14 protein-coding genes and 1 pseudogene are annotated in these 13,576 nt (G+C 34.3%); 10 read left to right on the top strand and 5 right to left on the bottom strand.

Going from position 1 to position 13,576, the window contains the following annotated elements; genetic code table 11:
• The 3 genes from ACFFIS_RS08235 to ACFFIS_RS08245 all read left to right on the top strand — a co-directional run.
• The coding region (locus tag ACFFIS_RS08235) for a hypothetical protein (RefSeq protein ID WP_390186934.1) at positions 1-425 on the top strand (425 nt) is incomplete at its 5' end.
• 18 nt (positions 426-443) lie between these two features.
• Positions 444-1,328 carry an ABC transporter ATP-binding protein gene (locus ACFFIS_RS08240; RefSeq protein WP_390186935.1) on the top strand — a complete coding sequence of 295 codons (885 nt, stop codon included), beginning with the start codon at positions 444-446 and terminating at the stop codon, positions 1,326-1,328.
• Positions 1,325-2,443, top strand: a complete 1,119-nt coding sequence (locus tag ACFFIS_RS08245; RefSeq protein ID WP_390186938.1) for an ABC transporter permease subunit — start codon at positions 1,325-1,327, stop codon at positions 2,441-2,443. Before ACFFIS_RS08240 ends, ACFFIS_RS08245 begins: the two co-directional genes overlap by 4 nt.
• 45 nt (positions 2,444-2,488) lie before the next feature.
• On the opposite strand, the gene ACFFIS_RS08250 is transcribed toward ACFFIS_RS08245, so the two are convergent.
• Positions 2,489-3,178, bottom strand: a complete 690-nt coding sequence (locus tag ACFFIS_RS08250; protein ID WP_320378678.1) for a YetF domain-containing protein — start codon at positions 3,176-3,178, stop codon at positions 2,489-2,491.
• Between the two features lie 153 nt (positions 3,179-3,331).
• Between ACFFIS_RS08250 and ACFFIS_RS08255 the strand changes: the two genes are divergently transcribed.
• From ACFFIS_RS08255 to ACFFIS_RS08265, 3 genes are all read left to right on the top strand, one after another.
• A complete protein-coding gene (locus ACFFIS_RS08255) occupies positions 3,332-3,670 on the top strand; it encodes a DUF4363 family protein (protein WP_390186939.1) in 339 nt (112 codons plus the stop codon).
• Between the two features lie 306 nt (positions 3,671-3,976).
• The gene (locus tag ACFFIS_RS08260) at positions 3,977-5,191 is read left to right on the top strand and encodes a putative glycoside hydrolase (RefSeq protein WP_390186940.1); all 1,215 of its coding nucleotides are present in this window, start codon (positions 3,977-3,979) and stop codon (positions 5,189-5,191) included.
• A gap of 238 nt (positions 5,192-5,429) precedes the next feature.
• Positions 5,430-6,020 (top strand): GNAT family N-acetyltransferase, encoded by a 591-nt coding sequence (locus tag ACFFIS_RS08265; protein ID WP_320378679.1) that lies wholly within the window; start codon positions 5,430-5,432, stop codon positions 6,018-6,020.
• Positions 6,021-6,135: 115 nt separating this feature from the next.
• Here the strand turns inward: ACFFIS_RS08265 and ACFFIS_RS08270 are convergent.
• Both ACFFIS_RS08270 and ACFFIS_RS08275 read right to left on the bottom strand, forming a co-directional pair.
• Positions 6,136-6,378 (bottom strand): annotated as a pseudogene (locus ACFFIS_RS08270) (transposase); the annotation flags it as partial.
• Complete coding sequence (locus ACFFIS_RS08275) at positions 6,366-6,527, bottom strand: hypothetical protein (RefSeq protein ID WP_320378681.1); 162 nt, start codon at positions 6,525-6,527, stop codon at positions 6,366-6,368. The gene ACFFIS_RS08275 and the pseudogene ACFFIS_RS08270, both read right to left, overlap by 13 nt.
• Positions 6,528-7,143: 616 nt before the next feature.
• On the opposite strand from ACFFIS_RS08275, the gene spxA reads away from it, so the two are divergent.
• The 4 genes from spxA (at position 7,144) to pepF (ending at position 11,976) form a co-directional block, all read left to right on the top strand.
• Positions 7,144-7,539: a transcriptional regulator SpxA gene (gene spxA, locus ACFFIS_RS08280; protein WP_320378682.1), complete on the top strand. Its 396-nt coding sequence runs from the start codon at positions 7,144-7,146 to the stop codon at positions 7,537-7,539.
• Positions 7,540-7,926: 387 nt separating this feature from the next.
• Complete coding sequence (mecA, locus tag ACFFIS_RS08285) at positions 7,927-8,607, top strand: adaptor protein MecA (protein WP_390186942.1); 681 nt, start codon at positions 7,927-7,929, stop codon at positions 8,605-8,607.
• 208 nt (positions 8,608-8,815) lie between these two features.
• Positions 8,816-10,021, top strand: a complete 1,206-nt coding sequence (locus tag ACFFIS_RS08290; RefSeq protein WP_390186943.1) for a competence protein CoiA — start codon at positions 8,816-8,818, stop codon at positions 10,019-10,021.
• 119 nt (positions 10,022-10,140) lie between these two features.
• Entirely contained in the window at positions 10,141-11,976 is a 1,836-nt protein-coding gene (pepF, locus tag ACFFIS_RS08295; RefSeq protein WP_390186944.1) for an oligoendopeptidase F, read from the top strand.
• Between the two features lie 101 nt (positions 11,977-12,077).
• Here the strand turns inward: pepF and ACFFIS_RS18190 are convergent, their stop codons facing one another.
• Positions 12,078-12,257: a hypothetical protein gene (locus ACFFIS_RS18190; RefSeq protein WP_320378686.1), complete on the bottom strand. Its 180-nt coding sequence runs from the start codon at positions 12,255-12,257 to the stop codon at positions 12,078-12,080.
• 406 nt (positions 12,258-12,663) lie between these two features.
• Positions 12,664-13,560: a ClpXP adapter SpxH family protein gene (locus ACFFIS_RS08300; protein WP_320378687.1), complete on the bottom strand. Its 897-nt coding sequence runs from the start codon at positions 13,558-13,560 to the stop codon at positions 12,664-12,666.
• Positions 13,561-13,576 lie beyond the last annotated feature (16 nt).

Consider the following 13,576-nt stretch of genomic DNA (forward strand, 5'->3'; position numbering starts at 1 on the left):
TCTTTGATCGATTTGGTGAATTACAATATCCAGTATTAATTTATGAACCAGAGATGGCATTTCATTTTATGTCGATGTGGCAATTTATTGTTTTAGCAGCAAGTTTATTTTATATGGTACTTTTGTTTTGTTATGCATGCTTATTTTTCTTTTCATATTTGACAAAACGTACGGCAATAGCCATAGGTCTAACAGTTGCCTTTCTATTTATAGGTGTCCAATTAAGTGGGCAATTTGTGCAAACAAATTTTGTAGCTTTTAATCCGTTTATGTATTTTCATGTGGCAGATATCGTCTCCATGGAAGTTGCAGCCCTGCAAAAAAACTTTGATTTATCGATTTATAATGGCTTCTGGGTACTTGGCTTAGCTAGTTTTCTCATTTTACTCGTTACGTATTTTATGTCGAGGCGACATGCCCAATAAAAGGGAGGGAGTGGTAACATGATTGCAGAAGTGAAAAATCTCAAGAAAAAATATAAAAAAGAATGGGTTTTAAAAGGTGTACAATTTCAGATTGAAACACCACAAATTATTGCATTAGTTGGTCCAAATGGATCGGGAAAAACAACATTATTAAATTGTATGACCAACTTAGTATCTATTAATGAAGGGACGGTTACATTATTAGGCAAAAGAAATCACGATACATCATTGTTTAAAGAAGTGTCTTATTTACAAGATAATCGAATTCTATATGGGAATTTAACAGCATACGACCATTTGAAATTTGTTTGTGATATGCAAAAACTGCCCCGAAAACGCATCCATGAAGTGGCAAAACGTGTCCGCATGGAAAGTTACCTGAAAAAACGGGTGCAAAATTTTTCACTTGGGATGAAACAACATTTATTGTTAGCAATGGTCATTTTAAATAAGCCAAAACTTTTGCTGATGGACGAACCATTAAATGGTTTAGACCCGACAAGTGCGATTAATATGCGCGAAATCTTACTTGAGTTAGCTGCAGAAGGTACAACGATTATTGTCTCGTCTCACAATCTAGATGAAATAGACCGCCTCACAAATACCATATATTTTATGAAAGACGGCGAAATACTGCAAGAGTCATTGGAACAATTTGCAACAAAGGAATATTATGTTTCTATTTCCGATTTACAAAAAGCACAGCATGTTTTAGCAGAACATCACATTTCTTTTGAAACTTATTACGATTCACAAATTAAATTCATGGAAACAGATGTCGCATTACAAACCGTTATTGACACACTAAACAAAGCAAATATTGTGATAGAAGAGATTGAAAGTGAGCGAGTAGGTGCGGAACGAAGATATCGAGAGCTTTTTGAAGGGAACGTTCACACATGAAGTTATTTCTATTTGAAATCAAAAAGTTGATGTGGACGAAAAAATATTGGATTATATTTTCCGTATGTATTGTTGCAGTCGTAGGTTTATTTGTACGTAATATGTTATTACAAGATTACGCTGTAGAAGAAAAACGGTCGGAATACAATGCTTATATTAAGGTAAGTGAAATGAATGAAACTTCCTATGAATTGCAATTAAAAAGAGTCGGAAAAGATGAGGAAATCGAACAGTTACGTGAGATGAATATGGAACTACTGAACATGGCAATTGCGTTAAGAAATGTGTTCACACCAACTAACTGGCGGGAATGGCTTCAACTAGAAAGTGATTATTTACAAAAAACGCAAGAATTTAAACTAGCTGGTGGCGAACATTCACTGTCGGAAAAGGAGATTACGTATACACTTCTAAAAAATGAGACGTTATTGACAGAAAATATTCCACCTGAATTTGAAAATTACAGTATTGCTTTACCGAACTTTTTAAAACAAGCTGTGAATTTATTTGTTACATATGGTGCCTTAATTATTTTGATTTTGCTTATTAGTGAAATGCTTGCCACAGAATATGAGGGAAGATCGATTTTACTGTTATTTACCCAGCCGCTGAACCGAGCACATATTATAACGACCAAAATGGGGAGTGCACTACTTGGCTATTTTATAGTCTTCATCGGTTTAATTGGGGCATCAGTTAGTATTGGTAAATTGCTTGGTACGGACGGAAGCTTTCAATATCCTGTCATATTCGAACAAGACGGAAATTTACAATTAATGACTATTTATGATTATATGCAAAAAATTATCATCCTCCATATCATAGTAATTATTTTTGTTACAACATTATATTTGTTTTTCAGCTTACTCATAAAACAAACATTACCGACATTATTTACTTTAATTGGTACGCTTTTGGCGGGGTATGCGTTAACTACATTTTTACCATGGAAATCACTAGCTTGGGTGAATCCATTTATGTCTATGCTGCCAGCCGATGCTATTTTGTATCAAAACAATCAAGTATGGTATCAAGCGGTGCCTATTACAATGGTTGTTGCAATTGTATTGTACGTTATTTCCATGATGATCATTCGGAATAGTAAGGTAGAATAGAGTGGAGGCCTAGCGAGAAATTTTCTGCTAGGCATTTCGCTTCCCCTAGATTTTGTCGTTATACACATCCACATAAAGTTTTCCATTCGCATCAACCTGCGCTAAAAATACTTCTTGTACGGAATTCGCTCCTTGGTTTTTAATTTCAGTTTCTAACCAATTTTTCGTATACCCTAAACGAGATAGATTCTTTTCCAACACATGCCCATCTACTATAAGCAAGCTAGGTGACGACTCTTGTTGGACTACCATTCCCAACACTTTTGGTGTAACCGGTTGTTGGTCTGCTTTTTTCATGATACTTAATTCTCCATTCGTTTCCAACACTGCCATCTCCACGTCCGTTACTTTGAATACACTTTTTTCACGTAAGAGCATCATTAATTCATCAATTGCTAATTGGTTTTTCTTCATACTTTTCTCCAGTATCTTCCCATTTTTAATGACAATTGCCGGTCTACCGTCAGTCATCCGTAAGAACTTCCTTGATTTTAACCCGGTGAATGCGAGCGCTAGGGGAAATAGCCCCCATATGAGTAGGGAAACGAGACCATTTGCTATTTTGATATTTTGGTCAACGGACATGGAAGCTGCGATAGATCCGATAGTAATTCCGACACAATAGTCGAAAAAGGTTAATTGTGATAATTGTTTTTTTCCCATTATACGTGTCATGATAAGTAATAAAAGAAAGGAAGCGATGGAACGAATAAGAATTAATACAAGCTCTGGCATGATTTACCCTCCATTATATATATACAATTATCTCCTTTTTGTCTGTAAAGGTTTTTCACCTTGCAACTGAAATTATAGTTATAATCTTCCTAGTGTAGCTCTTTTATTATGGGGTAATCTAAGCACAACCATGCATAAGAGGGTGAATAACGTATGTTCAGAAAAAAATGGGTATTATTATGTATGCTCGTGTTGTTGGTAGGTTGTTCCAACGTGACCGGAAAAAAAGCATTATCAGCACATATTGATCAATTGGAAGAAGCGTTAAACAAACAGGATTGGGAACCTTTACAAGACCAAGCAACGGAATTAAAGGATCTGTACGATAAAAATAAATGGAAAATCCAACTCATTGGGGATGAAGGGGAATATGAACAGCTGGATGAAAGTATTGATAAATTTATTGCAGCCATTGAGATGAGGAAGCAAACAGAAGCAAAATTAGAATTAGCTACGATTAGGTCGTTGGTTCAAGCGATATATTCATTATAAAAATGGTGCTTGGCATAAGCATAGGTGTCAGCACCTTCAATTATATACAATAGTAAAATTGGGAATCAGACTTCCAATTATATAACTTGAAATCATCTTTTTTAATATCGCCTATCTGGTATATCATCTACGGCCCTGTCCCTGTATTTTTACGAATAAAATTTATTTATTGCTTTATTAGCGTATGGAAAAATGGACTACTTGATAAAGGTGATATTTCGACATTTATCTTAATACCCATTTAAACAACAATTGTTTTCCTATATAATGGAATATATTAAAGACTATAGGATTGGAGACAGTGGGATGGAGCAAAATCATGTACGTTCAATTAAAATTATCGGTATTTTTCTACTACTTTTGACAATTTTCACTACACCCCAAGCTGTTCAGGCAGATAGTGTTGTACTCGCGAAGTTACACAAGCTTAGAATGAGTAAAATTGAACCAATTGATGTAGAACAAAAGTTTAGTCGTTATATGTTTTCAACTGATTACGACTTTTCATATCCAGATGCGGTGAGAGGAATTTACGTAACTGGAAATTCTGCCGGTGGGGCCAGATTTGAATCATTACTAGACCTTGTGGAACATTCGGATTTAAATGCGATGGTTATCGATATAAAGGAAGATCATGGAAATTTAACTTTTGTGCCCGAAAAAGGATCACCATTTACAGATATTGCGACAAATTATATAAATGACCCAAAACAAATGATGAAAACGTTGGAAGAAAAACAAATTTATCCAATCGCGAGAGTTGTGGTATTTAAAGATACAAATTTAGCTAAAGCGAGACCGGATTTATCATTTAAAGAAAATGGTAAAGTATGGGTAAACAGACGTGGTGAGGCATTTGTAAACCCATTTTTAAAAGAGGTATGGGAATACAACGTGGAAATAGCGAAATTAGCGGCAAGGATGGGTTTTAAAGAAATTCAATTTGATTATGTTCGTTTTCCGGAAGGCTTTGAAACAAGAGATGAACGTTTGGAATATACAGAGGGAACTTATAAGAATTCTAAATTAGATAACGTTCAACGAAGGGTGGAAGCTGTCACTGATTTTGTAAAGTTTGCAAAAAAAGAGTTAGCATACTATGACGTAGACGTGTCAGTAGACATTTTTGGTTACGCTGCAACAATTCCTGAAACACCTGGAATTGGACAGAACTTCTCAAAAATTGCCGAAAATGTAGATGTTATTTCTTCTATGATATATCCAAGTCATTGGGGAAATAATTACTTTGGTATCCCAATGCCGGACAAGGAGCCTTATCGACTGGTAGCGGAATATGCCAAAGTTGAAAATGATGTATTGGGTAAGCTAGACAACCCACCAATATCGCGCCCGTGGTTACAAGACTTTGAGGCGCCATGGCTATACAATGGATCTCCAACGAAATATGGCAAGGATGAAGTTGAAGCCCAAATAAAAGCGCTAAAAGAAAATGGAATCGATGAATATTTACTTTGGAATGCAGGAAACATTTATACTAAAAATGTGGATTATAAGCCATAATATAGTGAAACCTCTGTTCACCAATTAAATAAACTTTCCTTTTTTCATTAACTGTAAATAATGAAGCTATGTAGAATAAACACGCATAATTTAGAGAGTAAGATGTGAACACGTACCATTTTCCTAAAATATCCAGCTTCAATGTTTAAAATCGTAGTATTTCCATTTTGCATGGGGGCTTTCAAATCGTTATACTAACACTTGTAACAAAAATGAATTCGATTTGAGGAGTAGATCAATGGATTGGTATGATAAGTTAAATGATTATTTTCCAGCAGAGGAAATGAAGTCAAAAAAACATATAGACATTTTATTAAAAGAAAAAGGTGACATATACCATAAGGATGAAGGTTCAAATCATGTCATGATATACGCAGAATTTAACGATTTTACGTTTGTAGATTATTTATGGGTATCTTCGAAGGCAAGAGGACAAGGAATTGGTCATCTATTACTTAAAAAGATGAAAGAAAAGCAAAAACCAATTCTTCTTGAAGTGGAGCCAATTGATTATGACGATTCAGATACCGAGAAAAGATTACGATTTTATAATCGCGAGAATTTCGTCCACGCACAGGCAATTGGTTATAAACCGAAATCTCTCGAAACTAATAAAGTAAATCCAATGGAAATTTTATATTGGTCGCCAAACAATGAAGAAACAGACCAAGATATTTATAATCAGGTAAAAATGATGTATGAAAAAATTCATATGTATAAGGCGCAAGAGATATATGGAAAGTCAAAAATTGAAGTGGATGATGTCCTGATGTTAGATGAAAATCGTGCGATAAATAATTTGATGAAAGAAGTAGAAATGACCGAATAACTTTAACGTATGAGAAACCAACAAATGTCGGTTTTTTCGGATCTACTTCAAATAACGTTGGTATTGATTTTTAGTCAATTCAAAAAATGTATTTGGTCATCACACGCTAGGGAAGTTATACTGCCCTAGCGTGTGATTTGTTTTTATCAGATGTATTTGGTGTTTTGACTAATGGTTTCAACTTGAAATGTATTCTTATTCGATTTTTGTAATGATTAAAATTCCGATAGCCATATGCGACTCGATTAAGTACCTTGATCTTATTATTAATACCTTCAATTCGGCCGTTGTTATAGGTGTATTGGAAGCTATTTTTCGTATAGGGTAAGTGCTTTCTTAATGTTTTCATGCTTGTTCTTTAATAAGTGGATGCATCAGTTGGACATTGTTTTCTTTAAATTTACAAGCTTTCCCTTTATGTATTCCATATGTTACTGCATTATCGCTTATATAAATATTTTTATCTTGAATATCTAGCACATTTCTTATATCATTTGATATAGACAAGTGAGTTCCCTCCTATGAATTGGTTTTCGTCGACTTTAATTCTACAGGGAATCTCACTTGTTTTCTATTTATAAATCATTTTCATAAACATCATCCCACAATACTAGTTGTCCGGAATGAAAAGTGACCGACTCCTGTGGAAACAGCACAAGTCTGAAGACCCCACAGGAAGCGGATTTTGCTTCCGAGGAGGCTGAAGCCGTGCCCACGGAAAGCGTGTCAATTTTCATGTAGGACAACGGTATGTACGCGCCATTTAATATTCATCCTCAAACAACTACTTTTGGCCTATGAAATTAATTCGTGTAAACAAGAAAACGACAAATGTCGTTTTTTTCTAATGGCATGTTCGCTTGAGATAAAACCACAATCATATTTCAGAGCTATAAATGAATTTTATTTTTACCGTTTATAGAAGGTATTTAATGGGTATGTTACATATATGACGATATTGAAAATAACATAAAAATAAATATAATATTTTCGTCGTAGCTCTACCTTTTACTTGACAATTATAGTATACTTATACATAGAGTACATTAAAATAAATATTATTTAATAATCGTACTGTTTTCATGTGTAGTAAATATAGATACAGAATGAGGAGTGAAGTACCATGGTAACACTTTATACCTCACCAAGTTGCACATCTTGCAGAAAAGCGAAAGCCTGGCTTGAGGAGCACGACATAGCATATAAGGAGCGTAATATATTTTCTGAACCACTTTCATTGGAAGAAATCAAGGAAATATTACGAATGACTGAGGATGGGACAGATGAAATTATTTCTACTCGTTCAAAAGTATTTCAACAGCTTGATGTGAATATCGAGCAACTACCTTTGAAAGAATTATTTTCATTAATTCAAGAAAACCCAGGGTTATTAAGAAGACCAATCATATTGGACGAAAAAAGACTCCAAGTTGGGTACAATGAAGATGAAATACGACGATTCTTACCTAGAACAGTTCGGACGTTCCAATTACGTGAAGCTCAGCGCATGGTGAATTAATCGCAATTTCGATACGATAAAAGCGGAGATCGAATTTAATGGTCTACCGTTTTTATTTTTCCTTATAAGATGGAATTTTCAAATAACATGATACAAATTGTATTTACTAGTTACACGACTCTACACACATAATACGAGGCGGGGTTTTATAGCCTAAAACACACAACTAACAATCAGTGCACGAAAAAAACAATGATTGAAGTTTTGCTTGGTAAAGTAATGACAAAACTGTTGTAATAGGTTAGAATAAATATTTATACAGTATTTATAGGCATTTATATTTCCAAATGAAATAATTTGTCATAGGATAGAAGTAAGCAAAATGAAAGGTTGTTCAAAGTTATATTTGACTCCCCAAAAACAATATAATGAAGGGAGAGAGTATGTATGGAAATTGAAAGAATTAATGAAAACACCATTAAGTTTTACATTTCATATGTAGATATAGAAGATCGTGGATTTCAGAAAGAAGAAATCTGGTATAATCGTGAACGAAGTGAGCAACTCTTTTGGCAAATGATGGAGGAACTTAATTATAAGGAAGATTTCAATGTGGAAGGACCTTTATGGATTCAAGTTCAAGCATTGGAAAAAGGGTTGGAAATCATTGTAACAAAAGCGCAACTCTCAAAAGATGGGGAGAAACTTGAAATACCGAATGACTCAGAGTTAGAAGATTTATCTATTCAAGAAAAAGTTGAAAACTTCTTAGAGTCTAAATTTGGAGAATCTGAGCCAGATGCAATAGAGAAACTAGAAGATGAAGAAGACTTTTTCTGGATTATTGCTAGTTTTAAAGACTTTGAAGATGTCATTCAGTTAAGTCATTATTTAGAAGATGTGCAAGACGATATGAATACTGTTTTATATGCATATGAAGGTTCTTATTATTTATATATAGAATTTATGAATGAATTAATTGAAGAAAATCGCCAAGAAAACCTAATTAGTCGGATTTTTGAATACGGAAATGACTCCGATATGACCATTCACATACTAGAGGAGTATGGGAAGAAAGTATTCGAGGCTAACGTATTCAAACAAACACGAAATTACTTTTCAGCATAAACCAAATGCTATGTTATGTAGCGTTTGGTTTTATTTTTGATTTTGGCATAGATAAATTGCGGGAACCTTTGACTTCGGTGACGAATTTTACGAAAGATTTCTTTCATCTTGCTTTTTATATATTCATAATAAATTCCTCACTTTTAGCAGGATTTCTCCTTATCCTTGTCGTATATGATATACAAGGGAAGGAGAGGATTAAAGAGTAATGTTGCAAGCTAAAAATGAAAAAGGAGAATTTGTTACACTTTTTACATTAACAAAGGAAAAGATTGCAGTGTTGAAAAAAACATCTCAATTTTTTTGCCCAACTTGTCATGAAAAGGTCCAAATTAAAGCAGGAAAAACAAAGATTCCGCATTTTGCGCATTTACCTAAATCAGATTGTCCAGCACGGGTTGGGGGAGAGGGTCCATACCATTTGGCAGGGAAGCTACAGTTGTATTATTGGCTAAAACAGCAAACTTCCAATGTATTGTTAGAACCGTACATACGAGAAATTAATCAAAGGCCCGATATATTGATGTATTTAAATAAGCGTAAGATTGTAATAGAATTTCAATGCGCGACTACATCTGTTTCTGAAATAAGAACTCGGACGATAAGCTACCAATCATTAGGTATTAAACCAATATGGATAATGGGAGCCATGTTTTTTAAGCGAATTGGGCCCAATTACATTAAAATCAGTCCATTTATTCTGCAATTCATTCATCAATTTCATTCTACGTTTCCGCCTTCACTTTATTTTTACTGCCCTAAGTCTAAACAAGTCGTAGTTGCAAACGATATCTTAATCTGTACACCACAGAAGGCGATTGCCAAGTTACACTTTTTCAAAATAAACCAAGTCTCTTTTTCGGCATTATTTAAATTAAGTACGTTAAAAGATGTGGAGAAGCGATTATTATGGAAAAGGGAGAAAAAGAGATTTCGTATGAAGCCACGAGGACGTGCATATGGAAAAGAAAGAGAGTGGCTACAATGGCTTTATTTGAGAAAGACCCACATTGAAACTTTACCATCTATTGTTTATCTACCTGTACAATCCCAACATAAAATGATAACGCCACTTTGGAATTGGCAAAGTCGCATTTATGTTGATATTTTGGCTCCGTTACATGTAGGGGAAGTATTTTCCGTTCAGTCATGCGAATTTTTATTGCAAAATCACCAACGTATGACTAAGCACCATCCACTTATTGAATCTTCTAGACATCCAATACACGAATATCTTCAATGGCTTGTCTATTTTAACTACTTGATGAAAGTCTCTCGTCACCACTATAAAATATTAAAAATTATTAAGTCATATCATAATATTGAACATGCATTAGCTGGTGATCAGCTTCTACTAGCGGATAGAGCAGATAGAACTGGTAAACCCATCTGGATTGAGGAAAAATCATGGTGAGAATAAATCACTATGAATTCACCATACTAGTTGATGATGCGCTTGTTATAATATTTCGTTTTACGAAGTGTTATACTTTGAAAGAATGTTTCGAATCCAGTAAAATAAATGTTATATTCATGAAGGAGGTTTTTAAATTGGCTAAAGCGACGAAAGAACTACAAAAAAGAAGCGATATTCCAGTAGAAAAAACGTGGCGTCTTGAAGATATTTTTGCTACAGATCATGACTGGGAAAAAGAATTAGAAAGTTTACGGCAGGATATTCCGAAAATCCAAGAATTACAGGGTAAGTTAGCCCAATCTGCCGAAGAAGTTTATAACATGTTTAAGTTGCAAGATGAACTTTCCGAGCGTCTAGGTAAGCTTTATACATATGCACATATGCGTTATGATCAAGATACAACGAATGCTACTTATCAAGCTTTAAATGCAAAAGCAGAAACGGTATTAACATTAGCATCTAGTGCGATGAGTTTTATTGTTCCAGAACTATTAAGTATGGAAGAAGCGAAACTTCGTGGTTATTTAGAGGAAAAGCAAGAATTAAAGCTTTATGAACACACGATAAATCAAATTTTACGTCAAAAAGAACATGTTTTATCGGAACGTGAAGAGGAGATTTTAGCGGAAGCTTCGGAAGCATTATCTAGTCCTTCACAGACATTTAGTATGTTAAATAATGCAGATTTGAAGTTTCCAACAATTAAAGATGAAAATGGTGAGGAAGTTGATTTAACACATGGGAGATACGGTACTTTCTTGGAATCCAAAGACCGTCGTGTGAGAGAAGATGCGTTTAAAGCGATGTATGACACATATGGTAAGTTTAAAAACACATTTGCATCTACATTAACAGGAAATATCAAAGTGAATAATTTTAATGCAAAAGTTCGCAAGTATGAATCTGCAAGACAAGCCGCATTAGATGATAACAATATTCCTGAATCAGTGTATGATAATCTTGTGGAGGCAGTGAATGATAGACTCCCTTTATTACACCGTTATTTGAGACTTAGAAAACAGGTACTCGGTCTTGAAGATTTGCATATGTACGATGTTTATACTCCGCTTGTAAAAGATGTGGATATGAAAATTACATATGAGGAAGCACAACAATATGTATTGGATAGTTTAAAACCATTAGGTGAAGAATATAACAGCATTTTAAAGGAAGGATTTGCAAATCGTTGGATTGATGTAGAAGAAAATATCGGGAAACGGAGTGGCGCATATTCTTCTGGGTCATATGGAACGAATCCGTATATTCTTCTAAATTGGCAGGATCGTGTAAATGACCTATTTACTTTGACACACGAATTAGGCCATTCTGTTCATAGTTACTATACAAGAAAATCTCAACCATTTCGTTATGGTAATTATTCTATTTTTGTTGCAGAAGTTGCCTCAACATGCAATGAAGCGTTATTAAGTGATTATATGCTCAACCACCTTGAAGATGAGAAACAAAAGTTATATCTACTCAACCACTTTTTAGAAGGATTTCGTGGTACAGTGTTCCGTCAAACGATGTTTGCTGAATTTGAACATGACATTCACAAGCATTTACAAGATGGTGAGGCATTAACTGCGGATAAACTTACAGAAATTTATTATAACTTGAACAAAAAGTATTTTGGTGAGGATGTCGTATCTGATGAGGAAATCGGCCTTGAGTGGGCTAGGATTCCGCATTTTTACTATAATTATTATGTTTATCAGTATGCAACTGGTTATTCTGCAGCAACTGCTCTCGCAAGTAAAATTCTTGCTAAAGAAGAAGGGGCTGTTGAGCGTTACATTAATCATTTCCTAAAAGCCGGTAGTAGTGATTATCCAATTGAAGTGTTGAAAAGTGCAGGAGTTGATATGACATCAAAAGAGCCTGTCCAAGCTGCATTAGATGTATTTGAAGAGAAATTAGATGAAATGGAAAAACTTTTACTTTCTAAATAAATGAGAAAAACGTAGAGAGGAGTGCTTTCCCCAAAAAATTAGCTTTCTTACGCTAACTTTCGAGGGGAGGGTACCCATTACTCTCTACGTTTTTTAATATCTTAGCGCATTCTTCCTCTATAAGTTTTTCGATGGGTAAACGAAAAAATGGTGAAATAGATGGAGAAGAACAACAATGGTAATGTAAAATAAAGTGGTATTAAACGCATGAGTCCTAAAATATTTAAAAAGAACGCAACAATTACCAAAGATAGAAATAAAAAAGGAAGTATCTCTCTCATTCATCTTCAACCCCTAATATACATATATCTTGAAGTCCTAATGAAACTTAGTAGCTTCAACTTTATCAATTCCGACTATAAAGCGCATAAAATGTCAAGATTAAATATATATATGATTTTTATTATTATTTATATGTTGCAAACTCGTGAATTAGAAGTGACGATTTTGTGAAAATAGGCACAAGGTATTGTAATTATCGAATCAACTTGTTATTATATAAATGTGAGATGAATCACAAACAAAACCCCTTTGTTTGATCATGAATCTTTCTCCCATCCCCCTTTGTTTATACAAAGAATGAGAAGTAAAAGGATATACGCTGCCCCGTATATCCTTTTTACTTTGAAAAAAAGATGCTTTGCCACGACATTTAGTAAAATCGTAGTTAGCATCTAAAATAATATATCATTCCACTATATACTTCCAAAAGTTACCATGCTTTGCTGGCATTTTTTTAACGATTTGTTTCAATTGTAATTTCTTCATTTCTCGTTCGGCTGTCGCGATAGACCAATCATAGACAACAGAGATTTCTTTACTACCCACAACACCATAAAAGGCGATAAAACTTTCCAAAGGTGGCTTTTCTGAAGGTATTAAATATTTTTTTAAAGTTTCCTCTAACACACGTACATAAATATCATAAGGATATAAACCAGATACTTTTATACCCTGTTCTTCTGTTCGTTGATTAATAAATACAATCGTAGGAATATAATCAACTTCCATTTCTTTTGTTAATCTAATGTCGCATTGAAGTGCGTTTCTAGCAGAAGTAGATTCTAAATCATTTTTAAATTCGTCGATATCTAGATTCGCTTCTTTGGCACAGGCTAGTAATACTGCTTTTTCTGTTATATTTTGCTTCTTTAAAAACAAACTTTCTTGTAATTTTCTTAAGAATACGCGACCAGACTTTTTGCCTTGAAGCTCAGCTGCTTTTATAGCAAGTGAGGCGGCCCAAGGTGTGAGAATTGGGTTTTCATCCCATAAATCACCGTCACAGCTCATGCCAGTTCGCTTAGCAGTTCTTTCCCAAATCTCCTTCATCTTTCGCGGAGTATCGAATGGCTCATTTTGTAAAGGAACTAAATAATTGGTTAGGACTGGTCTTATCGTAAAAAATCGGCCATATTCTAATGATAATTTTCTTAAATATGGTTCAAGAGACCAACATTCTGGACACAAAGGATCAATAAACACGAACATTTCTATTGGCTTTTGGACAAAGTCAAAGTAGCTATATTGTGACCGGGTGTTCGAGTCCTTTGAGTCAAGAAACTCCGTATGATTCCAGCTCACATCGATTCTCCTTTCA

The sequence above is a fragment of the Paracerasibacillus soli genome, from assembly GCF_042432965.1.
GTDB lineage: Bacteria > Bacillota > Bacilli > Bacillales > Amphibacillaceae > Paracerasibacillus > Paracerasibacillus soli.

Coding starts and splice junctions, on each gene's coding strand:
- ACFFIS_RS18190 (WP_320378686.1), bottom strand. CDS start 12,257: ATGAGAGAGATACTTCCTTTTTTATTTCTATCTTTGGTAATTGTTGCG.
- mecA (WP_390186942.1), top strand. CDS start 7,927: ATGGAAATTGAAAGAATTAATGAAAACACCATTAAGTTTTACATTTCA.
- ACFFIS_RS08260 (WP_390186940.1), top strand. CDS start 3,977: ATGGAGCAAAATCATGTACGTTCAATTAAAATTATCGGTATTTTTCTA.
- ACFFIS_RS08265 (WP_320378679.1), top strand. CDS start 5,430: ATGGATTGGTATGATAAGTTAAATGATTATTTTCCAGCAGAGGAAATG.
- ACFFIS_RS08255 (WP_390186939.1), top strand. CDS start 3,332: ATGTTCAGAAAAAAATGGGTATTATTATGTATGCTCGTGTTGTTGGTA.
- ACFFIS_RS08245 (WP_390186938.1), top strand. CDS start 1,325: ATGAAGTTATTTCTATTTGAAATCAAAAAGTTGATGTGGACGAAAAAA.
- ACFFIS_RS08240 (WP_390186935.1), top strand. CDS start 444: ATGATTGCAGAAGTGAAAAATCTCAAGAAAAAATATAAAAAAGAATGG.
- ACFFIS_RS08290 (WP_390186943.1), top strand. CDS start 8,816: ATGTTGCAAGCTAAAAATGAAAAAGGAGAATTTGTTACACTTTTTACA.
- pepF (WP_390186944.1), top strand. CDS start 10,141: ATGAAGGAGGTTTTTAAATTGGCTAAAGCGACGAAAGAACTACAAAAA.
- ACFFIS_RS08250 (WP_320378678.1), bottom strand. CDS start 3,178: ATGCCAGAGCTTGTATTAATTCTTATTCGTTCCATCGCTTCCTTTCTT.
- spxA (WP_320378682.1), top strand. CDS start 7,144: ATGGTAACACTTTATACCTCACCAAGTTGCACATCTTGCAGAAAAGCG.